Origin of the sequence: Inquilinus limosus, assembly GCF_051487185.1 — a bacterium.
In the GTDB taxonomy this organism is placed as follows: Bacteria; Pseudomonadota; Alphaproteobacteria; order DSM-16000; family Inquilinaceae; genus Inquilinus; species Inquilinus limosus_F.
The window spans coordinates 92,700-113,426 of record NZ_JAHVDK010000021.1; the positions used below are offsets into that span (position 1 = coordinate 92,700).

At 69.9% G+C, this 20,727-nt stretch carries 13 protein-coding genes; 9 read left to right on the forward strand and 4 right to left on the reverse strand.

Annotated elements, in window-relative coordinates; translation table 11 throughout:
* Nucleotides 1–19: 19 nt before the first annotated feature.
* The 5 genes from KXR53_RS22990 to KXR53_RS23010 all read left to right on the forward strand — a co-directional run bounded on the left by KXR53_RS22990 (nt 20) and on the right by KXR53_RS23010 (nt 3,993).
* Nucleotides 20–1,660 (forward strand): FAD-binding oxidoreductase, encoded by a 1,641-nt coding sequence (locus tag KXR53_RS22990; RefSeq protein WP_437377607.1) that lies wholly within the window; start codon nt 20–22, stop codon nt 1,658–1,660.
* Nucleotides 1,599–2,129 (forward strand): flavin reductase family protein, encoded by a 531-nt coding sequence (locus KXR53_RS22995; protein WP_437377643.1) that lies wholly within the window; start codon nt 1,599–1,601, stop codon nt 2,127–2,129. The genes KXR53_RS22990 and KXR53_RS22995 overlap by 62 nt, the downstream gene beginning before the upstream one ends.
* A gap of 96 nt (nt 2,130–2,225) precedes the next feature.
* Nucleotides 2,226–2,819, forward strand: coding sequence for a hypothetical protein (locus KXR53_RS23000; protein ID WP_437377608.1), 594 nt, complete (start codon nt 2,226–2,228; stop codon nt 2,817–2,819).
* Nucleotides 2,816–3,394, forward strand: coding sequence for a hypothetical protein (locus tag KXR53_RS23005; protein WP_437377609.1), 579 nt, complete (start codon nt 2,816–2,818; stop codon nt 3,392–3,394). Before KXR53_RS23000 ends, KXR53_RS23005 begins: the two co-directional genes overlap by 4 nt.
* Nucleotides 3,391–3,993: a hypothetical protein gene (locus KXR53_RS23010; RefSeq protein ID WP_437377610.1), complete on the forward strand. Its 603-nt coding sequence runs from the start codon at nt 3,391–3,393 to the stop codon at nt 3,991–3,993. The genes KXR53_RS23005 and KXR53_RS23010 overlap by 4 nt, the downstream gene beginning before the upstream one ends.
* Before the next feature lie 138 nt (nt 3,994–4,131).
* Here the strand turns inward: KXR53_RS23010 and KXR53_RS23015 are convergent, their stop codons facing one another.
* Nucleotides 4,132–5,520 (reverse strand): hypothetical protein, encoded by a 1,389-nt coding sequence (locus KXR53_RS23015; RefSeq protein ID WP_437377611.1) that lies wholly within the window; start codon nt 5,518–5,520, stop codon nt 4,132–4,134.
* Between the two features lie 166 nt (nt 5,521–5,686).
* On the opposite strand from KXR53_RS23015, the gene KXR53_RS23020 reads away from it, so the two are divergent.
* The 3 genes from KXR53_RS23020 to KXR53_RS23030 are packed head-to-tail and all read left to right on the forward strand — an operon-like array spanning nt 5,687 to nt 13,432.
* The gene (locus KXR53_RS23020; RefSeq protein ID WP_437377612.1) at nt 5,687–7,018 is read left to right on the forward strand and encodes an MdtA/MuxA family multidrug efflux RND transporter periplasmic adaptor subunit; all 1,332 of its coding nucleotides are present in this window, start codon (nt 5,687–5,689) and stop codon (nt 7,016–7,018) included.
* A 31-nt stretch (nt 7,019–7,049) separates the two neighbouring features.
* A complete protein-coding gene (locus KXR53_RS23025) occupies nt 7,050–10,166 on the forward strand; it encodes an MdtB/MuxB family multidrug efflux RND transporter permease subunit (protein WP_437377613.1) in 3,117 nt (1,038 codons plus the stop codon).
* Nucleotides 10,163–13,432, forward strand: a complete 3,270-nt coding sequence (locus KXR53_RS23030; RefSeq protein ID WP_437377614.1) for an efflux RND transporter permease subunit — start codon at nt 10,163–10,165, stop codon at nt 13,430–13,432. Before KXR53_RS23025 ends, KXR53_RS23030 begins: the two co-directional genes overlap by 4 nt.
* 108 nt (nt 13,433–13,540) lie before the next feature.
* On the opposite strand, the gene KXR53_RS23035 is transcribed toward KXR53_RS23030, so the two are convergent.
* The 3 genes from KXR53_RS23035 to KXR53_RS23045 form a co-directional block, all read right to left on the reverse strand.
* A complete protein-coding gene (locus KXR53_RS23035) occupies nt 13,541–16,510 on the reverse strand; it encodes a calcium-binding protein (RefSeq protein ID WP_437377615.1) in 2,970 nt (989 codons plus the stop codon).
* 348 nt (nt 16,511–16,858) lie between these two features.
* Entirely contained in the window at nt 16,859–19,279 is a 2,421-nt protein-coding gene (locus KXR53_RS23040; RefSeq protein WP_437377616.1) for a spermidine synthase, read from the reverse strand.
* Nucleotides 19,280–19,283: 4 nt separating this feature from the next.
* A complete protein-coding gene (locus KXR53_RS23045; protein WP_437377617.1) occupies nt 19,284–19,925 on the reverse strand; it encodes a protein-L-isoaspartate(D-aspartate) O-methyltransferase in 642 nt (213 codons plus the stop codon).
* A 363-nt stretch (nt 19,926–20,288) separates the two neighbouring features.
* Between KXR53_RS23045 and KXR53_RS23050 the strand changes: the two genes are divergently transcribed.
* On the forward strand, nt 20,289–20,702 hold the full coding sequence (locus KXR53_RS23050) for a hypothetical protein (RefSeq protein ID WP_437377618.1): 414 nt from the start codon (nt 20,289–20,291) through the stop codon (nt 20,700–20,702).
* Nucleotides 20,703–20,727: the final 25 nt, after the last annotated feature.

Consider the following 20,727-nt stretch of genomic DNA (forward strand, 5'->3'; position numbering starts at 1 on the left):
GCATCCATCGAGGTGCATCATGCCCGACACCGTCACTCCCCCGCCGCTGGCCGGCTGGCCGCATGAGGAGCCGCCGTTCCACCCGGGCGAGTTGGCCGCCCAGGCCCGCGCCGGGGTGCGCGAGCGGCTGGCGGCGGCCGGCCGGCGGGTGATCCGCGGCATCATGCCGGACCAGCACCGCGACTTCTTCGCCATGCTGCCCTTCGTCGTGGTCGGCAGCCTCGACCGGCAGGGCCGGCCCTGGGCCTCGATCCTGTCGGGCCGTCCGGGCTTCCTGCAATCGCCCGACCCGCGGACCCTGACCGTGGCGGCGCGGCCGGCCTATGGCGACCCGCTGGACGCCAACCTGGCCCCGGGCGCGCCGATCGCGCTGCTCGGGATCCAGCTGGAGACGCGGCGGCGCAACCGGATGAACGGCACGGTCACCGAAAGGGGCGAAGACCGCTTCGCCGTCACGGTCGGGCAGAGCTTCGGCAACTGCCCGCAATACATCCAGGCGCGCAGCCCGAGCTTCGTCGCGGAGCCGGAGAGCCTGGGCGCGCCGCGGCCCGTGCAAGCCGAGGGACCGGTGCTGTCGCCGCGGGCGGCGGCGCTGGTCGCCACGGCCGACACCTTCTTCATCGCCACCCGCTCCGCCGAGGCCGGAGAAGGCGGGGCGCCGAGCGAAGGCGTCGACGTCTCGCATCGCGGCGGCCGGCCCGGCTTCGTCCGGGTGGCGGAGGAGGGCGGGCGCACGGTGCTGACCGTGCCGGACTTCGTCGGCAACTTCTACTTCAACACCTTCGGCAACATCGAGGCCGACCCGCGCGCCGGCCTGGTCTTCGTCGATTTCGACACCGGCGGCGTGCTGCTGCTGACCGGCACGGCCGAGGTGGTGTGGGACGGGCTCGAGGTCGCGGCTTTCGCGGGGGCGGAGCGGCTGCTGCGTTTCTGGCTGGAGGAAGGGCTGTGGATCGAGGATGCGGTGCCGCTGCGCTGGTCGGCGCCGGAACAGGCGCCGCAGCTCGCCGCCACCGGCACCTGGGATGAGGCCGAGCGGGCGGCCGCGGCCGAGGCGGCGCGCAACACGCTGCGCCCCTTCACCGTGAGCCGGATCGTGGAGGAGAGCGCAACCATCCGCTCCTTCATCCTCGAGCCGGCCGACGGCAGCAGCGTCGTGCCGCACCGGCCCGGCCAGTTCCTGCCGATCGCGCTCGACATCCCCGGCCGCGACCGGCCGGTGCGCCGCACCTACACCCTGTCCGACGCGCCGGACGGCCGCAGCTACCGGATCAGCGTCAAGCGCGAGACCGGGCCCGGCGGGTCCGGCCTGGCCAGCCACTGGCTGCACGACCATGTCCGGGTCGGCGACATCATCCGGGCGCTGGCGCCGCGCGGCGACTTCGTGCTCGCCGCCGACAGCCGCCGGCCGGTGCTGCTGCTCTCGGCCGGGGTCGGGGTGACGCCGATGATCGCGATGCTGAACCATCTGATCGGCCGCAACCCGGAGCGGCTGCGCCACCCCGGCGGCGGGATCTGGTTCGTCCACGCCGCCGCGCGACGGGGCCGAGCACGCCTTCGGCGACCATCTCCGGGCCCTGGCGGCGCGGGCGCCGAGTCTGACCGTGCATGTCCGCTACAGCCGGCCGCGGCCGCAGGACGTGCCGGGCCGGGACTATGACGACGCCGGCCACATCGACGCCGCTCTGCTGCGCCGGCTGCTGCCGCTCGACGATTACGACGTCTATCTCTGCGGCCCGGCCGGCTTCATGCAGGCCATGCGCGAGAACCTGTCCGGCCTGGGCGTGCGGCCGGAGCGGATCCGCAGCGAGGCCTTCGCCGCCGGTTCGGCCGAGCCGATGGACCCGGCCTCCCTACCGCCGGCGGTGGCGGAGTCCGAAGTCGAGTTCCGCGCCTCCGGCCGCACCACCGGCTGGGACCCGTCGAAGGGCTCGCTGCTCGATCTCGCCGAGGCGGCCGGGATCGCGGCGCCGTGGAGCTGCCGCTCCAGTCTGTGCGGCACCTGCGCCGCGCGGGTGTCGGAGGGAACCGTGACCTATCCCGAGCCGCCGGCCGGTGCGCCGCAGCCGGGCGAGGCGCTGGTCTGCTGTGCTGTCCCGGCCAGCGGAAGGGTGGTGCTGGAGCTGTGAGGCGCTGGGTAGGGATGCCGCCGTCCCACCGTGACAACAGGAACCAATTCGCGTATCGCGTGTTCGATCGGTCCTGTGTGGGGGAGCGCCTTCAGCATGTCGCTGCGGCAACGGCTCGGCCTGGGCGGGTTGAGACAGAGGACCGTGGTCTGGCTGACCACGGGCATCGGCGGCTTCCTGGCCGCCGGGGTGGCCCTGGTCATGACCGTCGCCTCCTACGGCAAGGACGAGGCGTTGCCGAGCTTCCCTGCCGGTGCGCCGATCGAGGCTGGGCAGTGGCGTGTGGTGCCACTGAGCGCGCGGATCGACGGCGCCACCCCGGACGGAAGGCCGGTCCGGGGCGGCGGGAAGGCCGTGGTGGTGGAGGTCGAGCTGACCAACCGCACCGGCGAGTCCAGCAACAGCTTCTATCGCCTGCTGACCCTGGACCCGCCGATCGGCGAGGACAGGCCGGACGTCTTCCTGCTGCGCGACCGCGATCGGGCCGCGGAGCTGCATCCGGACCTGACGGAGCGGTTGGCGATGGTCTGGACCCTGCCGCAGGAGGCTGCGGTGCCGCCAGTGCTGCGGCTCGCCATCCACGGTTCGATCTACAAGCGGCGCGACAATCTCCGGGGGCAGTCCGGCTGGTACAATCCGCAGGTGATCGGCACCGTCGACCTGCCCGTCCAAGCGGCCGACCCGGCATGATGCGGTGGCTCGCCCGATTGGTGGCGCTGGCGGTCGCCGCCGTCCTGCTGCTGGCCATGCAGTGGACCACGCCCTATTACGACCGGAAGACCGACCCCATCCCGATCCACGGCCGGATCGGCGAGACCGTCGCCGCCCGGAAGTTCACGGCCCGGATCGAGACGATCCAGTTCGCCCGGCAGCTCCGCTTCGAGGCCTATGGCAAGCCGGTGGTCCGCGACACCTCCGGCCTCTGGGCGGTCGTCACCGCGACCCTGGCGGCACGGTCGGAAAGCACGCTGGTGCACGAGGCGGTCTGGGAGGGGCCGACGGGGCTGCGCTATTCCCACAGCGACCGGCTTTCCGGCGTCCGGTCGCTGCTGGCCGGCGCCTTGCTTCAGCCCGGCCTGCCGCGGCGCGGCTGGTTCATCTTCGAGATCCGCGAGGACCAGGCCCGCGGCGCCACCTTCATGGCCCCGGGCGTCGGCACCACGCGGCTCGACTCCGTCGTCCGCATCGCCCTCGGCGACGGCGGCGGGGCGTTGCCGATCGCCGACAGCCTGGACCTCAACCGCACGCCGGGGGCGATCGAATGAGCGCGGCCGAACAGCAGGACGACACCGCCGCCACCGCCCTGGTCCCGACCGACACCGGCGAGCGCCGATGGCGCCGTCGCAGCCTCTGGGCGCTGCTCGTCGCGGTGCCCGTCAGTTTCCTGGTGATCGCCAGGGAGAATATCGGGGAATGGTGGCAGGCCCAGGAGCTGTTCGAGCAGGCCGTGCCCGCCGGCGCAGAGGTCCGCTTCGCCGGGGCCGACTGGCGGCTGGAGACGGTCGAGGTGCTGCCGCTCAAGCAATCCGGATGGCCGCGCCGGCAGGGGCAGGGCACGCCCGTCCGGGTCCGCCTCGTCGCCACCGTGCGCGAGCCCGGCATCGAGACGCTGTGGACGCGCTGCCGGGTGCTGCTGCGGGACGATCAGGGGCGCCGCTGGTCGGCCGGCAGCTTCGGCGGCCCGCGCTCGACCGAAGGCACCATGACCTGCGGCGCCGCGACCCTGGAGCCGCGGCCGCCCGGCATGGTGCTGCGGATCGAGCACGACTTCACCGTCCCGCACGACGCGGTCGAGATCGTCGAGCCGACCGTGAGCATGGACGGCGAACGGCCCCGGTATATGCGCTTCAAGCGCGGTTCGTAGAGATCTCGGCGAAGCGGCGGGGCCGGAGCCGCCCCCTCACCCGAAATCGCTGACACGATTTCGACCTCTCCCCAAGGAGAGGTGTGAAGGCTGCGGCTCCTATCCCCTCTCCTCGGGGAGAGGGAGGGGCCCGGCCCGTCAGGGCCGGGAGGGTGAGGGTGAGGGGGACGGGGCCGTGCCGTCCAGCGGAGCCTGCGCCTCAGCCGTTCCTGTCGCCTCCGCCGCCTGCGACCGGGCGAAGGCGGTCTCCAGCACCGCGGCGATCAGGCAGGCGCGCAGCGGCTCGACCAGGATGCCCGGCGTGGTCCCGGACAGGTCGCCGAACAGCAGCGACAGGCCGTTGTTCAGGATCTGCCAGAGATCGAGCGGATGCGGCCCGATCAGATGCGCCGCGCCGATCCACAGCCAGTCGGCCGCCCATCCGATCGCGCGCCAGCCGACGATGAGGACCAGGAGCAGAACGAGATCGGCGTGCAGCACCAGCCGAACACTGTTGGCGACCGGCAGGTATCGGCTGCGATAGCCACTGATGAAATGGCCGATGAAGTCGCGCACGAATTTCGGCAGGGCGGCATAGCGGCTGCCGATGCGCTCCAGCCGCCGGTGCCGCATCCAGCCCGGATCGCTGCCGAGGTCGTGGCCGTAAATCAAGGCCGCCATCACCAGCCAGACCAGCGGCAGGAGGGCATAGAAGAAGAGGCCGGTGGCGACGGTCCACGCATCGGGCAGGGCCTGCTCGACCGGTTCGGCGGCGGCGAAGGCGGTGGAGATCGGGTTCAGCACCGCCTGCCAGATCCCGTTCAGCCAGTCCCAGGCCGCGCCGCTGGCCACCCAGGCGAGAACCTCGTCCTTCCACTGCGACAGCACGAACAGACCGATGAAGATCCAGTTGGTCTCGCACAGCACGATCAGCAGTTTCCAGATCGGGGCGCCGGTCCGGTCGCGCAGTGCCATGAACAGCCGGCGCAGGATCCAGGTGCCGACGACGGAGACGACGAGCCAGCGCGCGCCGATGGCATTGAGCAGCTGGCCGTCGCCGCCGAAGGGGGCGAGCTCCAGCCCCAGGATCGAGTATTCCCGGATGGTGTCGCCGAGGAAGCCCCAGGCCGCGTAGTAGGCGAAGAACGGCACCAGGGCGATGGTCAGGGTGGTGGCGAAGCCGGCCAGCCGTTCCCGGCGCGTCGGCCCGGCCGGCCTGGATGCGCTGCCGGCATCGCCGGGGGCGTCGGGATCGGGGCCGGTGACCGGCACCGCCGTCCCGGCGGCCAGTGCCTGGGCGGCAGCCACGGCCGGAAGCGCCGGCCGCATGATCAGGAAGCTCGTGACCGTGACGACCAGCTTGGTCAGCACCACGAGAGTCAACGCCGCGAAGCCGAGGGAGCGGTCGACGAAGCCGATCCGGGCCGACAGCAGCAGCAGCTGGTCGCTGAGCAGGATACCGATCAAGACCAGAAGCGTGAGCTGCGGCCAGAAGCGCCACCACAGCTTTCCGGTCAGCACCAGTGGCGCCAGCAACTCCCGATACATTCCATCCCCCACACCCGACGGGCCCAGTAACCCGCGACCTGCGTCTTTGTGCCCCATCCGGGCGGCGGAAGCGATGGTCCCGCGGTCCGACGGAGCCGGAAGCATCCCGCCGTGTAGGGGCCGGTAGGGGGTCCGCTGACCGTAGACACGGATGGGTGACGGACCAATGGATGCTCGCGTCGAGGACCGCCCGCGGCCGGTCGAGGAAAAGGAAAGGCCGGTCCCGGCGCGAAGCCGCGGCCGGCGGGGGCTTTGGGTCGCGGGCGGCGTCGCGGTCGCGGCGCTGATTGCCTTCGCCACCTGGCTCGTGGTCACGGCGCCCGCCCCGCCGCCGGCCGGCGGCGGCCGCTTCGCCGGGATGCCGGCCCAGCCGGTCGGGGTCGCCACGGTCGGCCGCGGCGACATCCCGATCACGCTCGACGCGCTCGGCACCGTCACGCCGCTCGCCACCGTCACGGTCAGGACGCAGATCGCCGGCCAGCTGGTCGAGGTCGGGTTCCAGGAAGGCCAGATGGTGAAGAAGGGCGACTTCCTGGCCCAGGTCGATCCGCGCCCCTACCAGGTGGCGCTGGAACAGGCCCAGGGGCAGCTCGTCCGCGACCAGGCGGTGCTGGCCCAGGCCCAGAGCAGCCTAGCGCGCGACCAGGAGATGCTGAAGCAGAACGCCGTCTCGCGGCAGCAGGTCGATGATCAGGCCTTCCTGGTGCAGCAGACCCAGGGCACGATCCAATCGGACCAGGCGCAGATCGACACGCAGAAGCTCAACCTCGCCTACGCCCGCATCACGGCGCCGATCGACGGCCGGGTCGGGCTGCGCCAGGTCGATCCCGGCAACTACGTGCAAGCCTCGGACACCAACGGCATCGTCGTCATCACCCAGCTGCAGCCGATCTCGGTCGTGTTCTCGCTGCCGGAGGACGACCTGCCGCAGATCCAGGCCCGGCTGCGCGCCGGCGCCAGCCTCCCGGTGATCGCCTTCGACCGCTCCGGCACGACGCAGATCGCCACCGGCACGCTCTCCACCCTCGACAACCAGATCGACACCACCACCGGCACGGTCAGGCTGCGGGCGGTCTTCGACAATGCCGACGGGGCGCTGTTTCCGAACCAGTTCGTCAATGCCCGCCTCCTGGTCGACACGCTGCACGACGCCGTCACCGTGCCGGTCGCGGCTGTCCAGAACGGCGCGCCGGGTGCCTTCGTCTACCTGGTCGATGCCGGCGGCACCGTCTCGGTCCGGCCGATCAAGGCCGGCCCTGCGGAGAACGGGATGGTCTCGGTCCAGGACGGCCTGCAGCCCGGCTACCGGGTGGTGGTCGACGGCACCGACCGGCTGCGCGACGGCGCCCATGTGACCGTGGCCGGCCAGGACGGCGCGCCGGCCGCCCCGGCGGACGCGCAGGCAGGCCAGCAGCACCATCGTCAGGGCTCCGGCGAGGGCGGCGGCCAGCACCGCCGCCGCGACAACCAGACCCAGCAGTCCACGGCGACTCCATGAGCGCCCGCGGATCGCGGAGCGGAGGCCGGCCGTGAACCCGTCCCGTCCCTTCATCCTGCGGCCGGTCGGCACCTCGCTGCTGATGGCGGCGATCCTGCTGGTCGGCGCCGTGGCCTACCGCTTCCTGCCGCTCTCGGCCCTGCCGGAGGTCGACTACCCGACCATCCAGGTGCAGACCTTCTATCCGGGGGCGAGCCCGGAGGTGATGACCTCCTCCGTCACCGCGCCGCTGGAGAAGCAGTTCGGCCAGATGCCGGGGCTGAACCAGATGACCTCGGCCAGCTCGGCCGGCGCCTCGGTCATCACCCTGCAATTCGATCTCGACCTCAGCCTCGACGTGGCGGAGCAGGAGGTGCAGGCCGCGATCAACGCCGCCGGCAACCTTCTGCCCGGCGACCTGCCGGCGCCGCCGATCTATGCCAAGGTCAACCCGGCCGACGCGCCGATCCTGACGCTCGCCGTGACCTCGAAGACGATCCCGCTGACCGAGCTGCAGAACCTGGTCGACACCCGCCTGGCGCAGAAGATCTCGCAGCAGCCCGGCGTCGGCCTGGTCAGCCTCAGCGGCGGCGCCCGGCCGGCGGTGCGCATCCAGGTCAACCCGCAGGCGCTGGCCGCCTACGGCCTCGCCATCGACGACATCCGCACCACCCTCGGCAACGCCAACGTCAACACGCCGAAGGGCAACTTCGACGGGCCGACCCGGTCGTCGACGATCAACGCCAACGACCAGATCACCCAGGCGCAGGACTACGGGAACGTGGTCGTCGCCTACCGCAACGGCGCGCCGATCCGCCTGTCGGACGTCGCCACCGTGGTCAGCGGGCCGGAGAACGGCAGGCTCGCCGCCTGGGCGAACACCACCCCGGCGATCATCGTCGACGTCCGGCGTCAGCCCGGCGCCAACGTGATCGAGGTGGTGGACGGCATCAAGGCGATCCTGCCGCAGCTCGAGGCTTCCCTGCCTGCAGCGGCCGAGGTTGCGGTGCTCGGCGACCGAACCGTCACCATCCGCGCCTCGGTCGCCGATGTCGGCTTCGAGCTGATGCTGGCCGTGGCCCTGGTGGTGATGGTGATCTTCCTGTTCCTGCGCACCGCGGCGGGCACCATCATCCCCAGCCTGTCGGTGCCGCTGTCGCTGGTCGGCACCCTGGCGGCGATGTACCTGCTCGGCTTCAGCCTCGACAACCTGTCGCTGATGGCGCTGACCATCGCCACCGGCTTCGTCGTCGATGATGCGATCGTGATGATCGAGAACATCGCCCGCTTGGTCGAGGCCGGCGAGCCGCCGCTGCAGGCGGCGCTGAAGGGGGCCGAGCAGATCGGCTTCACCATCATCTCGCTGACCGTGTCGCTGATCGCCGTCCTGATCCCGCTGCTGTTCATGGGCGAGGTGGTCGGCCGGCTGTTCCATGAGTTCGCGATTACGCTGGCGGTCACCATCGTGATCTCGGCGGTGGTGTCACTGACCCTGGTGCCGATGATGTGCGCCAGGCTGCTGCGGCATCGGCCGGAGGCCGAGCGCGGCCGCTTCGACCGGGCCGCGGAGCGCGCCTTCGCCTCGGTCATCGGCCAGTACGGAAGGGCGCTCGGCTGGGTGCTCGACCGCCAGGCGCTGACGCTCCTGGTCGCGGTGGCGACGCTGGCCCTGACCCTCGCGCTGTATGTCGTCATCCCCAAGGGCTTCTTCCCGGAGCAGGACACCGGGATGATCCAGGGCATCTCCGAGGCGGCGCAGACCGTCTCCTATGCCGAGATGGCGAAGCACCAGTCGGCCTTGGCCGAGGCGCTCCTGAAGGATCCGGACGTCGCCGGCCTCAGCTCCTTCATCGGCGTCGACGGCACCAACACCACCCTGAACAGCGGCCGGTTCCTGATCAACCTCAAGCCGCTCGGCCAGCGTACCGCGACAGCCGGAGAAATCATCGACCGGCTGCGGCGCGAAACGGAGGGCGTGCCCGGCATCACCCTCTACCTGCAACCGGTGCAGGACCTGACGATCGATTCCACCGTCAGCCGCACCCAGTACCAGTTCGTGCTGCAGAACGCCGATCTTGACCAGTTCCAGGACTGGGTGCCGAGGCTGATGCAGCGGCTGCAGCAGGTGCCGGAGATCACCGACGTCGCCAGCGATTACGAGCAGCAAGGCCTGGCGGTCGACCTGGTGATCGACCGCGCCACCGCCGCCCGCTTCGGCATCACCCCGGCGACGGTCGACAACGCGCTCTACGACGCCTTCGGCCAGCGCATCGTCTCGACCATCTACACCCAGGCGAACCAGTACCGCGTGATCCTGGAGGCCGACCCGTCGCTGCAGCAGTCGCTGCAGGGGCTGTCGGCGCTGTACCTCCCGTCCTCGCTGTCCTCGACCGGACAGGTGCCGCTTTCCGCCATCGTCAAGGTGGTGCAGCGCACCGCGCCGCTGCAGATCACCCATCTCGGCCAGTTCCCGGCGACGACGATCTCCTTCAACCTGGCCCCGGGCGCCTCGCTCGGCGCCGCGGTCGACGCCATCGAGAAAGCGGAGCGCGAGGTCGGCCTGCCCGACAGCTTCGTCACCGCCTTTCAGGGCTCGGCCGCCGCCTTCCAATCCTCGCTGGCCAACGAGGCGCTGCTGATCCTGGCCGCGATCGCGACCATGTACATCGTGCTGGGCGTGCTCTACGAGAGCTTCATCCACCCGGTCACGATCCTGTCCACCCTGCCGTCGGCCGGCCTCGGCGCGCTGCTGGCGCTGATGGCGGCGGGGGATGGGCTCGATGTGATCGGGATCATCGGCATCATCCTGCTGATCGGGATCGTCAAGAAGAACGCGATTATGATGATCGACTTCGCGCTGCAGGCGGAGCGCGAGGAGGGCCGGCCGCCGCGCGAGGCCATCTTCCAGGCCTGCCTGCTGCGATTCCGGCCGATCCTGATGACCACCATGGCGGCGGTGCTCGGCGCCCTGCCGCTGATGCTCGGCACCGGCATGGGCTCGGAGCTGCGGCGGCCGCTCGGCGTTGCCATCGTCGGCGGCCTCGTCGTCAGCCAGCTCCTGACCCTGTTCACAACCCCAGTGATCTACCTGGCCTTCGACCGGCTGGCGCAGCGGATCACGGGGCGCCGGCCACGCTCCCGCTTCGGCCCGGGGGAGGGGCGGGCGTGAACCTCTCCGCCCCCTTCATCGCCCGGCCGGTGGCGACGACGCTGCTGACCCTCGGCATCGTCCTGGCCGGCCTCTTCGCCTATCTCCAGCTGCCGGTGTCGCCGCTGCCGCAGGTCGATTTCCCGACCATATCGGTCACCGCCTCGCTGCCCGGTGCCAGCCCGGAGACGGTGGCGGCCACGGTGGCGAGCCCGCTGGAGCGGCATCTCGGCGCCATCGCCGACGTCACCGAGATGACGTCGCAGAGCTCGGTCGGCCAGGCGCGGATCACGCTGCAGTTCGGCCTCGACCGCGACATCGACGGCGCCGCGCGCGACGTGCAGGCGGCGATCAACGCGGCCCGGGCGGACCTGCCGGCCAGCCTGCGCAGCAACCCGACCTACCGCAAGGTGAACCCGGCCGACGCGCCGGTGCTGATCCTGGCGCTGACCTCGAAGACCCTGACCCGCGGCCAGATCTACGACGCCGCCAGCAACGTGCTGCAGCAACGCCTGTCGCAGATCGAGGGCATCGGCAACGTGACGCTGGGCGGCGCCGCGCTGCCAGCGGTCCGGGTCGAGCTGAACCCCCAGGCGCTGGCCCGGTACGGCATCGGGCTCGAGGATGTGCGGGCCGCCCTGGCCGCGGCCAATGCCAACAGCCCGAAGGGCGCGATCGAGGAGGCCGGCCGCCACTTCCAGATCACCAGCAACGACCAGGCCAGCCGGGCCGAGGACTACAGGCCGCTGGTGATCGCGTACCGCAACGGTGCCGCGGTGCGGCTGCAGGATGTAGCCGAGGTGGTGGATTCAGTCGAGGACCTGCGCAACGCCGGCTTGGCCGACGGCCAGCCCGCGGTGCTGGTGCTGCTGTACCGCGAGCCCGGCGCGAACATCATCGACACGGTCGACCGGGTGAGGGCCGAGCTGCCGCATCTGCGCGCGGCGATGCCGCGGGACATCGAGATCACCCCGGCCGCCGACCGCACCGGCACCATCCGCGCCTCGCTGAACGACACCCAGCTCACCCTCGTGATCTCGGTCCTGCTGGTGATGCTGGTGGTCTTCGCCTTCCTGCGCGACCCACGCGCCGCCATCGTCCCGGCGGTGGCGGTGCCGGTCTCGATCACCGGCACCTTCGGGGCGATGTACCTCCTGGGCTACAGCCTCGACAACCTGTCGCTGATGGCGCTGACCATCGCCACCGGCTTCGTCGTCGACGACGCCATCGTGGTGCTGGAGAACATCGCCCGCCATGTCGAAGCCGGGATGCCGCGGCGCCAGGCGGCGCTGCGCGGCGCGCGCGAGGTCGGCTTCACCGTACTGTCGATCAGCATCTCTCTGGTCGCCGTGTTCCTGCCGATCCTGCTGATGGGCGGGCTGGTCGGCCGGATCTTCCGCGAATTCGCGCTGACGCTGTCGGTCGCCATCGCCGTGTCGATGGCGATCTCGCTGACCACCACGCCGATGCTGTGCGCCCTGCTGCTGCGGCACCGACCGCCTGCCGCCGAGCGCCGATCCGGGCTGCTGGCCCGGACGCTCAGGGTCTATGAGCGGACGCTGGGCTGGGCGCTGCGCCACGGCGGCCTCGTGCTGCTGGTGCTGTTCGGCGTGGTCTGCCTGAACATCGCGCTGTTCGCGGTCATCCCGAAGGGCTTCTTCCCGCAGCAGAGCACCGGCCGGCTGGTCGGCGGCATCGTCGCGGATCAGAGCATCTCGTTCCGGCTGATGCAGCAGAAGCTGGGTCAGCTGATGGACATCGTCCGCGCCGACCCGGCGGTGGAGAGCATCGTTGGCTTCACCGGCGGCGGGGGCGGCGGCCGGTCGCAGACCAACACCGGCCAGGTCTTCGTCACGCTGAAGCCGCTGCCCGAGCGCGGCGTCAGCGACGACGAGGTGATCGCCCGGCTGCGCGACAAGCTGGCGGTGGTGCCGGGCGTCCGCCTGTTCCTGGTCTCGGCCCAGGACATCCGCGCCGGCGGGCGGCAGAGCAACGCCGCCTACCAGTACACGCTGCAGTCCGATTCCTCGCAGGAGCTGCAGGAATGGGGGCCGAAGCTGGTGCAGGCGCTGCAGCAGAGCCCGGTGCTGGCCGACGTCAACTCCGACCAGCAGCAGAAGGGGCTGGAGACCGACCTCGTCATCGACCGCGACACCGCGGCGAGGCTCGGCATCACGCCGCAGCAGATCGACAACACCCTCTACGACGCCTTCGGCCAGCGCCAGGTCTCGACCATCTACAGCGCCATCAACCAGTACCACGTGGTGATGGAGGTGGCGCCGCAATACTGGCAGAGCCCGGAGACGCTGAAGGACCTGTACGTCAGCACCTCGGGCGGCAGCGCCAGTGGTACCGCCAGCACCAATGCGGCCGCGGGGACGGTCGGCACCGCCGCGGTCGGTGTGAACGATGCCGCCCGCAACGCCGCCACCAACGCGCTGGCCAATGCCGGCCGCAGGGGCACGTCGAGCGGCGCCGCGGTCAGCACGGCACAGGAGACGATGGTGCCGCTGTCGGCGATCAGCCATGTCGGCCCCGGCAACACGCCGCTCTCGGTCAACCACCAGGGCCTGTTCGCGGCGACCACCATCTCGTTCAATCTGGCGCCGGGGAAATCGCTCAGCGACGCCGCGGCGGCGGTGCAGCAGGCGATGGTCGATCTCCACATGCCGGCCACCATCCACGGCAGCTTCCAGGGCACGGCCCAGGTGTTCCAGAGCTCGCTGCGCGACGAGCCGGTGCTGATCCTGGCGGCGCTGGCCGCCGTCTACATCGTGCTCGGCATCCTCTACGAAAGCACGATCCATCCCATCACCATCCTCTCGACCCTGCCCTCGGCCGGGGTCGGGGCGGTGCTGGCGCTGATGCTGTTCGGCACCGAGTTCAGCCTGATCGCGATGATCGGCGTCATCCTCTTGATCGGCATCGTCAAGAAGAACGCGATCATGATGATCGACTTCGCGCTGGAGGCGGAGCGCAGCCGTGGCCTCTCCCCGCGCGAGGCGATCTTGGAGGCCTGCCTGCTGCGCTTCCGCCCGATCCTGATGACGACCATGGCCGCGATCTTCGGCGCCATCCCGCTGGCGGTCGGCTTCGGCAGCGGCAGCGAGCTGCGCCAGCCGCTCGGCATCGCCATCGTCGGCGGGCTGATCGTCAGCCAGCTGCTGACGCTCTACACCACCCCGGTGCTGTACCTGGTGCTCGACCGCCTCCGGCACTGGTCCCGCGGCCGCTGGGCCCGCGCCTTCCCGCGCCTCGCCGGCGCGGCGCCGGGGGCGGCGGAGTAGGGGACGTGAGGCCGCAGTCGAGATGTCCGGATACATCGTTCTCCCGACTGGCCGTCGTTGAAGACGGCCAGTCGGGTGGCCGTGCCGTCACGCCCGTCAACGGCTCGTTTACAGCACGATATCCGACACCATGAGGCTAATCGTGCCGGTCAGCTGGATATGGAAATCGCTGACCTTGTCGCCATTGATGTCCCCGGCAATGGTGGTCACGCCATCGACGATGGCATAGCGCAGCTGGCCGGCCACGCCGGTATAGAGGCCGGTGCCGATGAAGGTGAAGGCCTGGTCGCCCGCGACCGTCGTGTTGGCGTCCATCAGATGCAGGTCAATACGGTCGCCCTCGGCGCGGTTGAAGTCGGTGATCCGGTCGGCATTGGCCCCGACGACGCTGTCGGTGACCGCCATGAAGTAGAACCGGTCGGCCCCGGTGCCTCCGGTCAGGGTGTCCTTGCCGGCGCCGCCGACGAGAGCGTCGTTGCCGCCCCAGCCCTGGAGCACGTTGTTGCCGGCATTCCCTTCCAGCCCGTCATTGCCCAGGCCGCCGGAGAGGTTTTCGATTCCGGTCAGGGTATCGCCCTGCGCCTCGCCGCCGGCGCCCTTGCCGGTGACCAGGCTGACGGAGATCCCGGCCGAGCTCTCGACATAGCTGGCGGTGTCGGTGCCGGCGCCGCCGTCGAGCACGTCGGTCCCAGCCCCGCCCCTGAGGGTGTCATTGCCGTTCCAGCCCTGCAGCGTGTTGGCCCAGGCGTCGCCGGTAAGCTGGTCGCTGCCCTGGCTGCCCGACAGGTTCTCGATCGAGATCAGCACATCGCCCTGCGCGTCGCCGCCGCTCGCGGTGCCGGCGGCCAGGTTCACGATGACGCCGATGTTGCTGGTGAAGTAGCTGGCGGTGTCGGTGCTATTGCCGCCGTCGAGGCGATCGGCTCCGGCGCCGCCGCGCATCACATCGTCACCGTTCCCGCCCTGCAGGACATTGGCGCCCGCATCACCGGTGAGGGTGTCGTTGCCCTGGCCGCCGACGAGGTTCTCGATCCCGACCAGGATATCGCCCAGGGCCTCGCCCGCGGTGCCCTTGCCCGTCGAGAGGTCGACCGTGACGCCCGTGCTGGCGAAGTCGTAGCCGGCGGTGTCGATGCCGGCGCCGCCATCGAGGCGGTCGGCCCCGGCTCCGCCGCGCAGCAGATCGTCGCCGTCCTGGCCCTGCAGGACATTGGCGCCGGCATTGCCGATGAGGGTGTCGTTGCCGTGGCCGCCGGTGATGTTCTCGATTCCGACCAGGACGTCGCCCTCGGTGCCCTTGCCCGCGGAGAGGTCGACTGTGACGCTCGACCAAGCGGGGGCGTAGCTGACCGTGTCGATGCCGCTGCCACCATCGAGGCGGGCGGCCCCGCCGAAGCTGACGATCGTGTCGTCGCCGGCGCCGCCGTCGACGCGGTCGCCATCGTCAGCGGAGATCGTGTCGTTGCCGGCACCGCCGAAGAGGACGTCCTTATAGGCGGTGCCGATGACCGTGAGAGCGTTGGTCGAGGTGTCGAAGATGAAATTGGCGTTGCTCAGGCTGCCCAGGGCGACATTCTTGATGCGGATGGTCTCGCTGTCGCTGTTGTAGCCGAGGGTGATGACGACGTCGTTGCCGTCCTGGGTCATGAAGGGCAGGAGCCTGCCGATATCGGTGACGTGAAGAGCGGACAGATCGATCCGGTCGCCGTTGGTGTTGAAGTCGACGATCGTGTCGGTGTCGAACTCACGGGCCTTGTACGCGAAGATGTCGTTGCCGGCGCCGCCGACCAGGGTGTCGAAGCCCTCGTTGCCCGAGATCGTGTCGTTGCCGGCACCACCAAACAGAACATCCCGGTAGAAGGTGCCGGTGACGGTGAGCGGACTGGTCGACGTGTTGAAGACGAAATCGGCGTTGCTCAGGCTGTCCAGCGAAACGTTCAGGAGGCGGATGCTCTCATCGAAGCCGTAGCCGAGGGCGATGACGACATCGTTGCCGTCCTGGCTCATGAGGGGCCGGAGGCTGTCGATATCGGCGACGTTCAAAGCCGACAGGTCGATCCTGTCGCCATTGGCGTCGAAGTCGGCGATCGTGTCGTCGTCGAACGCACGCTGGTTAAAGATGAAGACGTCGTGTCCGGCTCCCCCCATGAGCCAGTCCTGACCGCCGCCACCGATGAGACGGTCGTTGCCGGCGCCGCCGACGAGGCGGTCCCATCCATCGCTGCCGCCGCCCGAGATAGTGTCATCGCCGTTGCCGCCGAACAGGACATCCCCGTAGGGGGTGCCGGTGACGTTGAGCGAGCTGGTCGAGGTGTCGAAGATGAAGTCGGCGGCGCTCAGGCTGCCCAGCGCGACGTTCTCGATACGGATGACCTCATCGTTATACACGCCATACTTGAAGGCGATCACGACGTCGGCGCCGTCCTGTGTCATGAAGGGCTGCAGGCTGGCGAAATCGCCGAGATGGAGGTGGGAGAGGTCGATCCTGTCGCCACTGGTGTTGAAATCGGCGATCGTGTCGCGGCCGAACTCGCGAGAGCCGTACACGAAGACGTCGTTGCCGGCGCCGCCAACCAGCCAGTCGCTGTCGGCGCCGCCGATGATCCGGTCGTCGCCGGCGCCCCCGAACAGGATGTCCATGCCGGCGGTGCCGGTGACGGTGAGCGGGTTGGTCGATGTGTTGAAGATGAAGTCGGCGTCGCTCAGGCTGCTCAGGGCGACGTTCTGCAGGCGCAGGCCCGCGGTGCCGCCCAGTTCGGTCCAGCCGAGGGCGATGACGATGTCGTTGCCCGCCTGGATCATCAGGGACTGCAGGCTGGCGAGATCGGCAATGTGCAGATAGGAAAGATCGATCCTGTCGCCATTGGTGTTGAAGTCGGTGATCGTGTCGAAGTCGAAATGGCGCGTGTCGTAGGCGAAGACGTCGTTACCGCCCCCTCCGGTCAGCGTGTCGTTGCCGCCGCGGCCGATAATCCGGTCCTCCCCGGCACTGCCGATAATGGTCTCGCGGCATCGGTTCCGATATAGTCCGTCATCGCTTCTTCCCCCTCCTGCAATGCGATCGAATACGCGCCACACGGCCCCCGCCCATGAACGAGAAGAGGGGCGGGCCAAAGCTTTTTTCCTATCGGGCGGTCGGTCCCGCCCTTCGGTAAGGATGTCAAAGAATCAGGGCGTCTCCCGCAATCGCGGCTTTGGCCTGCGGCCTTACGGCTCGGTCGGCGACGTCCAAGATGTCTCCCCCCATCGGTCAATATGAAGTTTGTCTCAAATCTCGGCTGTCGGCAATCCGCCGGAGGACGCTCCGGCCTCGGCGTCCGGTGGCGTCAGGCGGCTCTTCCGCAGCGGGCCAGTTGCAGTCCCATCGGCCGCCCCGGCCACCGCCGTGTGGGCAATGCCGTGGCGATCCGTCGGGCGGCGGCGCTCTTACTGCGATGGGCGGCCTGAAGCCGGCAGGAAGAAGACCGCCGCACCAACGGCGTAAAGCGCCAGCGCCAAGCCGACGACGATGGTGAAGCCGAGATGCATGGCGAGGATGCTGGCGAGGACAGCGCCGACCACCGAGGCGCAGCCGTTGATGCCCCAGGCCCAGGGCACCAGCCCTGGCGCCCCCGCCGCCACCCGCCCGAGGCCGAGCGGGAAGGGCAGGCCCATGGCGAAGCCCAGGGGCGCGATCAGCAGGACCGCGACCGCCACCTTGGCGCAGACCGGAAGGGCGACGAGTCCCGGGAACACGAAAGGCAGCGCGATGAGGTAGAGACCGGCAAGCGAGACGATGCCGGCCACGGCGATTGCGACCGCGAGACGCCGATGCCGCGACAGCCGCCGGGAGAGGCCGCTGCCCAGCCCGGCGAACACGAGAAAGGCGGCGAGCACCACGGCGACGGCCGCGAGCGGGTGGCCGATGAACAGGGTGAAGCGCTGGATGAAGCTGATCTCGATGAACATGAACGCGAAGCCGAGCATCAGGAAGTAGATCGCCACCCGCCACCGCGCCGGCGCTCCACCCCCGCCGGACTTGGTGCGCAGGATCGAGAGCGGCAGCAGGATCAGGACGAGGCCCGCCGCCGCCGACAGCGGCAGCGCGGCCAGGACCACGAGATAGCCGGCATCCGCCTGGGTCAGCCCGCCCTGGCCGCGCAGCGCCCAGAGCTCCGGCAGCAGCCGCCATTTGACGAAGCGGAAATAGTACGGCCGGTCGTCGGTCGCAGGGGCGATAGCGAAGCCGTAATCGTCGAGGAAGCGCTGGCGGGCCGGTCCGAGCAGCGTCGCGGCGACCTCGTGGAGGGACGGTTCGGCGAGACGGGTGAAACGGTTCGCCTCCGCGGCCGACATCCCGGGGTGCCACGCGACGTCGAAGGCGCGGGCCTCCGCGAAGGCCCGGATCGCGGTGACGTCGGCGGCGGTGAGGGGCCCGTTCTTGATCAGAAGCGTCGCCGTGTCCCAGCCATGGATCATGGCGAGCCGATCGCCGGGCGTCCGCACGCCCATGGCTTCGAGCGCCAGCACGGCGGTGGCGAAGAGCTTGACGGCGTCGCGTGGCGGCGACCGCACCCAGCGGGTGGCGGCCAGCAAGCCGCCCGGGGCGAGGTGCCGCAGATAGGCCTGCACAGCCTCGACCGTGTAGAGCCCGGTCTCGCCCAGCGCCTGGACGCCGGCAGCGGCGGCGGTGAAGGAGTCGAGAAGCGCCACCTGGATCAGGTCCCACCGCCGGTCCCGGCTCGCCTCGACGAAGCTGCGCGCTTCGGCGACGTGAAGCGTCACATCCGCGCGGCCATAGAGCCCTCCGGCGAAATCGGAGAAGTCTTCCCGCACCAGATCGAGCAACGCCGGGTTGAGCTCGACGGCATCGACATGTCGCGCTTCATGGAGCAGCGCCCGCAGCACGTCGGCACCGCCGCCGGCGCCCAGGATGAGCGCATGCGGGCGCTCCAGCAGATGAAAGGGCAGCGCCATCGTCTGCTGATCGAGATACGCCAGCGCGCCTGGATCACCGGTGAAATGGGCGATCGGGCTCAAGGACTCGGCGTCGGTGAAGATGCCGAGCTGCGGCGGCGGCTCGGTCGTCGCGCCGAGACTGAGGCCTGGGGCGTGCCGGAACGGGATGGCCGGACTCTCCACGACCGTCAGAAGCCCGAGCGGGCTCGATCGTTGCGTCACGATCCGGGCGCCAGGCGCCGTCAGCGCCAGGCTCAAGCCCTTGTATGGCGAGGGCGACAGGTCCAGCCAGGACGCCGGCCAAGCGGCGATGGAGATCGCCCCGAAAGCGGCGAGCGCGATGGCCCACCGGCGGGCGGCGCCGGCCCAGGCGGCGAATGCGGCGGCGGCGAAGCCGAGCCCGCCGACGAGACGCAGGCAGTCCTGCGGCCAGGCGACAAACAGGAGCGCCACGATCAGCGGGGCGCCCAGGCCCGCGCCCAACAGATCGGCCCGGTACAGGGTCCCGATCCGGTCCGCTCCGTGAATGAAGGCCAATCCGATCGCGGCGCCGACTGCGAAGAAGGGCACGGCCAGCAGCAGTTGGATCTGCGCGAGACGGACCTGCTGCCCGGCGTCCCAGATCACCTCGAGCGGGTTGAACGACACATGCTGCGCCAGGACGAAGCAGCCGACGGCGGAGACCGCGAACAGGATCCCGAACCCGGCGAAGGCCATGGTGAACCGCCGCGTCAGAAGGTCCTTGGCGAAGACGAGAAACGTGCCGCTGGCGCCGATCCCGAGCAGCGCCACGCTGATGATCATGTAGGCGAAATGGTGCCACAGCAGGATCGAGAAGAGCCGCATCAGCAGGATCTCGAGGGCGATGGCGGCGCCCGCGAGGATGGCGATGGCGGTGAGGAGCGCCACGGGATCAGCGGGCGCCGGCGCCGGTCAGAGGCACGAAGGAGACCGGCAGGAGAACCTCGGTGCGGACCTTTCCCTCCCCATCCTTCGTCACCAGCATCAGGTTCTGGGTCATGAAGGGCGGGCCGACCGGGATCACCATCCGGCCGCCAGGCTTGAGCTGGTGGACCAGAGGCGGCGGGATGTGGCTCGCCGCCGCGGTGACGACGATGCCGTCAAAAGGACCATGCTCGGGCCAGCCATAATAGCCGTCGCCGTGACGTGTGACGACGTTGCCGTATCCCAGCGCTTTCAGCCGTTCTGCGGCCTGCTTGGCCAGCGGCTCGACGATCTCGATCGTGTAGACGTGGCGGACCAGGGGAGAGAGCACGGCCGCCTGATAGCCGGACCCGGTGCCGATCTCCAGAACGACATCGTCCTTCCCGGGTTCCAGAAGGTCGGTCATGAGCGCGACGACATAGGGCTGGGAGATGGTCTGCCCGTAGCCGATCGGCAGCGGCCGGTTCTCATAGGCCTCGTCGCGGGACTCGTCGGGCACGAATTCGTGCCGGGGCACCTGGCGCATCACTGACAGGACGGGCGGGTCGATGCCCTCGGATCCCAATGGCCCCGCATCGCCCCTGGCGAGGTCGATGATCGTCTCGACCATCCGCCCTCGCGCCGCCGCATGGTCCATTGCGGACACCGCGGAAGGGAGCAGAGATAGAGCTGCGGCGAGCGATATCAGTCTCCGATCCATGACTGGATCCTCGTTGCTGCCGGTCCCTCCTCAGGACTGTTCGTCGGCGGCCGACACGTCAGTCTAGATCAAATTGTTCTCGAGGGAGATCGCGCCAACCGGGGCTGCCGTTGGTACGGCGAGAGCAACTGCCGGAGCCTACGCCCGACACGGCGGCATCATCAGCATGCAGGCGAGCGACAGGCTGACGCGCAGCTGGCCGTGCCTCGCCTTCCCGCACTTCGCTGGCGGCGCGCCCGAGGCGGCGGGTAGATTGCGGGAGAGGAGAGAAGCATGGCGTTCGCGATCAAAGCGGAGGTTGCCGATCCGCGGGCGGAGACGTTCGCCTTCACCGCACAGAAGACGATGTACGGCGGCAAGCACATCGCCGAGGGCGACACGGTCTTCGTGTTCGCGAGCGAGAACGAGGGCGGGCAGGGCCTCGTCGCGCGCGGCGTCGTCACCTCGACCGAAGCGATCGCGAAGACGCCGGGCATCGCCCGGCAGACGCCACGCGTGGACCTCACCATCAGGCGCACCGCACTTGCCAAGCGGCCGCTGGGGCGGAGCGAGCTCAAGCGGTTCACCGATTGGAATGACGGCCGGCCGGGGACCGAGCTCAATTTCAAATTCTATCGTCAGGCCACGAACAAGATCGCCGGCATCTCGGACGAGGCGGCGGCGGCGTTCCTGAACGAATTCTTCTAGCGCAGACCAGGTGGGCGCCGCTTCG